Source organism: Bradyrhizobium sp. Leo170 (genome assembly GCF_004296405.1).
Classification (GTDB): domain Bacteria; phylum Pseudomonadota; class Alphaproteobacteria; order Rhizobiales; family Xanthobacteraceae; genus Bradyrhizobium.
In genome coordinates, this window is record NZ_PSRR01000458.1 from 1 (window position 1) to 5301 (window position 5301).

Sequence of the window (5301 nt, forward strand, 5' to 3'; positions counted from 1 at the left end):
TAATAGCCGCCTGCGGGGAGAGGTCGAAATTCAAGCTTCGCTTGAATTTCGGGTGAGGGGGAGCCTCCGCGAGTCCGTTTGCTATTTTGCTCGCGGAGAGAGCCCCTCACCCCAACCCTCTCCCCGCGAAGGGCGGGGAGAGGGAGAAGTGCTGGCGACTGCTCCGGCCTAAATCACGACCATCCAGCGCGCGCTGGTTGCATCGCAGCCATTATCTAATCGCGCTGGTCGCAGCGGAGCGTGCGTCGTAAGCACGGCTTATTGCCGCTTCGCGAGTCCCGCCAGGAATCTCCGTTGAACAAGCCCGTTGCCGTCTCAGAAGAAGCACTGGCTGAACCGGTGCTGGTATCAGACGTGACGCCGCGCATGGCTGCCCGCGCGACCGCGGTGGGGCCGGCTTACGTCGTGCTCGCGGGCATCAGCTTCTCGCACTTTCTCAACGACACCATGCAGTCGTTGATCGCCTCCGTCTATCCGATCCTGAAGGACGCCTACGCTGGACTACACGCAGATCGGCATGATCACGCTGGCGTTCCAGTTCACAGCATCGCTGCTGCAGCCGCTGGTCGGGCATTTCACCGACAAGAAGGCGCAGCCGTTCTCGCTTGCGATCGGCATGGGCTTCACCTTCTTCGGCCTGCTGTTGCTCGCTGGCGCGCATCACTACGGCATCATCCTGATCGCGGCCTCGCTGGTCGGCCTCGGCTCGGCGGTGTTCCATCCGGAATCGGCGCGGATCGCGCGGCTCGCCTCTGGCGGCCGTTACGGCTTTGCGCAATCGGTGTTCCAGCTTGGCGGCAGCTTCGGCACCTCGATGGGCCCGGTGCTCGCGGCGCTGATCGTGGTGCCGTTCGGGCAGTCCTCGATTGCGTGGTTCTCCTCGATCGCGGGTCTTGCGATCCTGATCCTGTGGCGCATCGGCGCCTGGTACAGGCCGCAGATCGTGACCAGGAAGGCAGCGGTCGTCGAGCGGCACCCGGACGCGCCGGCCGGGCGGCGGGTGATGATCGCGCTCGCCGTGCTGGTCGCGCTGTTGTTCTCGAAGCAGCTCTATATCGCGAGCCTGTCGAGCTACTACATCTTCTATCTGATCGAGAGGTTCGACGTCTCGACGCAGGCGGCGCAGCTCTATCTCTTCATGTTCCTCGCGGCGAACGCGGTCGGTGCCTTCCTGGGCGGACCGCTCGGCGATCGCTTCGGCCGCAAATACGTGATCTGGTTCTCGATCCTCGGCGCGCTGCCGTTCACGCTGGCGCTGCCCTATGCCGGCCTCATCACCAGCGCCGTACTCAGCGTGTTCATCGGCCTGATCATCTCGTCGGCGACCGCATCGATCATCGTGTTCGCGCAGGAACTGATGCCGCATCGCTTCGGCATGATCTCCGGCCTGTTCTTCGGCTTCGCTTTCGGCATCGGCGGCTTGGGCGCGGCGGTGCTCGGCAAGCTCGCCGATCACACCGACATCGCCTTCGTCTACCAGCTCTGCTCATTCCTGCCGGCGATCGGACTGCTCGCGGTGTTCCTGCCGAAAATGCCGAACCACGCGCATTAAAGCGTTTTCGAGCGAAGTGGACTCCGGTGCGCGTAAAGAAAACGCGTTAAGACAAGAGCTGAGATTTCATCAACGCATCGTTTGCATTTGTGGCGCAGCCGCTTTCTGTTCGACAGCGGGAATAGCGCGATACCGCGAGCTTTCGGGAAAATCGTCAGAGGTTGTCAACCTTAATAATTAGGGTTAAGCGCCGCTTAAGCATTTAGTGCCATCGTCCGGCCGTGGATTTTCAGACGTGAGGCTTCCCCGCTCGCCTCACTGGCCAGAAGGACGAAGCCAATGCGTTGCGTTAAATCTCTCGTTGCCGCTGGTGCGGTCTCCCTGATTTCCTCGGTGGCATTCGCCGCCGATATGCCGATCGCGCCGCCACCGGCCTACGGACCGCCGCCGGTGGAAGATTTCGGCGGCTGGTATTTGCGCGGCGATATCGGCTTCAGCAATCAGAGCGTGAAGGAAGTGCGCAACGGCAACAATGCCTTGTACACGCCGCTGCTCTCCCTGAACCAGCAGACCGGCTTTGATACCGGCGGCATCTTTGGTCTCGGTGTCGGTTACCAGTTCAACAGTTGGTTCCGCGCCGACGTCACCGGTCAATATCGTGGAAGAACGAACTTTCACGGCCAGGATCTCGCGACTTTTCCGCTCGGCGGCGGAGTTATCGGCGCGGGGTCTGACAACTACACCGCAAGCAAGTCGGAATGGCTTGTTCTCGCCAACGCCTATGTCGATCTTGGAACCTGGTGGTGCGTAACGCCGTTCATCGGTGCTGGTGTCGGTGCCGCGCGCGTGACCGTCTCCAATTTCACCGATCAAGGGCTTGCTGATTTCTCTCCCGGCGTGATTGCGCCAGGTTTTGCGCTTGCCAATTCGGCGTCCAAGTGGAATTTCGCCTGGGCGGCGCATGCAGGTCTTTCCTACAAGGTTAGTCCAAACCTGACGCTCGAAGTCGCCTATAGCTACGTCGATCTCGGTTCGGGATTGACGGGACCCGTGACGACGTTCCAGGGCTTCACGACCAACAATCCAATGAACTTCAAGGATATCACTTCGCACGATCTCAAGCTCGGCGTGCGCTGGAATCTGGACAGCCCGCAGCCGGTCTACGCGCCGCCGCCGCTGGTGCGCAAAGGTTAATACGAACCTTCATTGGTTAACGATTGCAGACGGCGCGGGATGTCCCCGCGCCGTTTTGCTTTGCGGAGAGGAGAGTGCTCATCACGCAGAAGATTGTGGCGAAACCGGCGCGCGACAACCATTGGTTAAGGTTAACGAGCGATGATCGTCGCCGAGTTTGATTAAGTCGATTTGGGGGCGTGGGCGATGCGCAGGTTTCTGCTGGCGGTAGTGATGTGTGGCGCGATGACGAGCGCGCGGGCCGCCGATCTTCCCGATCTCCCGGTGCTTCGCGGCAGCTTCACCGATGGGCTGACAACCTCCAGAGCTTACTGGGAAGGTCTCTATATTGGTGGCCAAGCCGGCTACGGTTCGTCCGATGCGAATTTCGACAGCAAGCCGTCATCTTTGATCTCCTCGCTGATTTCCGACAACGTCGTGCAGCAGATGGGCGTTGCGCAATGGAATCTCGGTCTCGGAAAGCAGACGGCGCGTTCGTCCGCATACGGAGCCTTTGTCGGATACAACTGGCAATGGAGCGACGTCGTGCTCGGCCTGGAGGCGAGCTACGTGCACGGCAGCTTTGGTGGTTCGGCCAGCGCCAGCAAGGAGCTTGTGAGCGGCTCTCCTCTCACCGACACCTTCTACCACGACGTCGGAGTCACCTCGGCATCCTCGATCTCGATCTCGGACATCGCGACGTTTCGGGGGCGCGCAGCCTATGCCTTCGGATGCTTCCTGCCTTATGCGTTCGGCGGCTTCGCGCTCGGCAAGGCCGACATTTCGCATAGTGCAATCGTTACGGACGCGGTGAGCCCCACTCCGCTTGGACGTTTCACGCCGTTGATGCCATTGAGCGCGACGGATGCCGTGCACAATCACCTCATCTACGGCTACACGGCCGGCCTTGGCATTGACATCAACCTGGTCGGCGGCCTCTTCATGCGCGCGGAATGGGAATACATCCGCTTCACCACAACGGTCGATACCAGCATCAACACGGTGCGCGCCGGCCTCGGCTATAAATTCTAGGCGCGCATGCGTCAGACGTGTTGACAGCTTCTGCTTCCGCTGGTGCTCTGTCATTCGGGAGCAGGACAACAGCCAGCCATGAAAATCTACGGTGACGACAAGTCGGGCAATTGCCTGAAGGTAAAATGGGTGTGCGATTACCTTGCGCTGCCCTACACCTGGACCAACGTCGACATCCTCAAGCAGGAGACGCGCACCGCGGATTTCCTGAGGATGAACAGCGCGGGCCAGGTGCCGACGATCGTGCTCGATGATGGCCGCGCCTTGGCGCAGTCGAACGCCATCATCCGCTATCTCGCCCGCGGCAGCGACCTCATTCCATCGGATGATTTTGCTGCCGCGAAGATGGACGAGTGGCTGTTCTGGGAGCAGTACAGCCACGAGCCCTATATCGCCGTGTGCCGGTTCCAGATGCGCTATCTCGGCAAATCCGCTTCCGAGCTCGATCCGGAGAAGGTCAAGCGCGGCCATGCGGCGCTGGCGCGGATGGAGCAGCAGCTCGCGCTGACGCCGTTTCTGGCCGGCGAGTCGCTCTCGCTCGCCGATGTGGCGCTGCTCGCCTACACGCGGCTCGCGCATGAGGGCGGCTTCGATCTCGGCGGCTATCCCGCGCTTCGCCGCTGGATCAATGAGGCCGAGCGCTCACTTGGCCTGGCGCCGGCGCGTTAGCCGTTTCGGAATATATTATGGCACCTGCGTCTTCGATCACGATCCGTCGCGCCCGTCGCGACGATGTTCCCATCATCGTCGCCATGCTCGCGGACGATCGGCTCGGCAGCGCGCGCGAGCGGATCGAGGATCCCTTGCCTCAATCCTATTTCGCGGCATTCGAGAAGGTCGACCGCGATCCGAATTTCAAGCTCGTGGTCGCCGAAGACGCTGACGGCACGGTGGTCGGTTGCCTGCAGCTATGCATCCTGCCGGGCATAAGTTCGCAAGGTGCCTCACGCGGCCTGATCGAGGACGTGCGCGTCGCAAGCCATTGCCGCAGCCGCGGCATCGGCGAACAGATGGTGCAATGGGCGATCGTTGAAGCGCGCGCCAACGGTTGCATTCTCGTCGAACTGCTCACGCATCACACCCGCGCCGACGCGCAGCGCTTCTATGAACGGCTTGGATTTCAACGCAGTCATGTCGGCATGACGATGCGCTTCTGACTTGCGCCAAGTTGCGTGGCTATCATCGCTGATCGCAGTGGTAGTCCTCGCTCTGCGTTCCGGTTAACAAGCGATAAACTACGCCGGCCTCCGTAATTTTACTGGCGGGAACGCTGCTGCTAGTTACGCGTCTCCCAGCGGCAGAACATGGTCCGCTAGAGCATGATCCGGAAAAGTGGAAACCGGTTTTCCGAAAAGATCATGCTCAAAGAAGTGAGATCATGATCAAGCAAAAAAATAGAACGCGATGACGGTCCAAAGTCATCGCGTTCTGGGACGGCTTGGGGTTATTTCAGATGAAGCGATATTCGATCGTCAGGGCGGGCAATGAATACATCGTGCAGGCCGGTGAAAAGAGCATCATGAGAGTCTCCAGCCGGCGAAAGGCCGTGAAGCTGGTGAACGATGCGGCCGGACTGCTTGATCAGGCGCCGGCTCCGTCGCCGG

At 60.7% G+C, this 5301-nt stretch carries 4 protein-coding genes and 1 pseudogene; all 5 read left to right on the forward strand.

What is annotated here, in order from left to right; genetic code table 11:
• The first annotated feature begins 294 nt into the window (after positions 1–294).
• The 5 genes and pseudogenes from CWO89_RS40265 to CWO89_RS40285 all read left to right on the forward strand — a co-directional run bounded on the left by CWO89_RS40265 (position 295) and on the right by CWO89_RS40285 (position 4854).
• Positions 295–1552 (forward strand): annotated as a pseudogene (locus CWO89_RS40265) (MFS transporter).
• Between the two features lie 279 nt (positions 1553–1831).
• Positions 1832–2686, forward strand: a complete 855-nt coding sequence (locus CWO89_RS40270; RefSeq protein ID WP_130583820.1) for an outer membrane protein — start codon at positions 1832–1834, stop codon at positions 2684–2686.
• A gap of 186 nt (positions 2687–2872) precedes the next feature.
• Positions 2873–3697 carry an outer membrane protein gene (locus CWO89_RS40275; protein WP_207234668.1) on the forward strand — a complete coding sequence of 275 codons (825 nt, stop codon included), beginning with the start codon at positions 2873–2875 and terminating at the stop codon, positions 3695–3697.
• A gap of 78 nt (positions 3698–3775) precedes the next feature.
• Positions 3776–4366, forward strand: coding sequence for a glutathione S-transferase family protein (locus CWO89_RS40280; RefSeq protein ID WP_130583821.1), 591 nt, complete (start codon positions 3776–3778; stop codon positions 4364–4366).
• A 17-nt stretch (positions 4367–4383) separates the two neighbouring features.
• Positions 4384–4854, forward strand: a complete 471-nt coding sequence (locus tag CWO89_RS40285) for a GNAT family N-acetyltransferase (RefSeq protein ID WP_130583822.1) — start codon at positions 4384–4386, stop codon at positions 4852–4854.
• The last annotated feature ends 447 nt before the right edge of the window (positions 4855–5301 follow it).

Excerpts from the sequence above, each read along its gene's own strand:
- CWO89_RS40270 (WP_130583820.1), top strand. The coding sequence starts at position 1,832 with ATGCGTTGCGTTAAATCTCTCGTTGCCGCTGGTGCGGTCTCCCTGATT.
- CWO89_RS40275 (WP_207234668.1), top strand. The coding sequence starts at position 2,873 with ATGCGCAGGTTTCTGCTGGCGGTAGTGATGTGTGGCGCGATGACGAGC.
- CWO89_RS40280 (WP_130583821.1), top strand. The coding sequence starts at position 3,776 with ATGAAAATCTACGGTGACGACAAGTCGGGCAATTGCCTGAAGGTAAAA.
- CWO89_RS40285 (WP_130583822.1), top strand. The coding sequence starts at position 4,384 with ATGGCACCTGCGTCTTCGATCACGATCCGTCGCGCCCGTCGCGACGAT.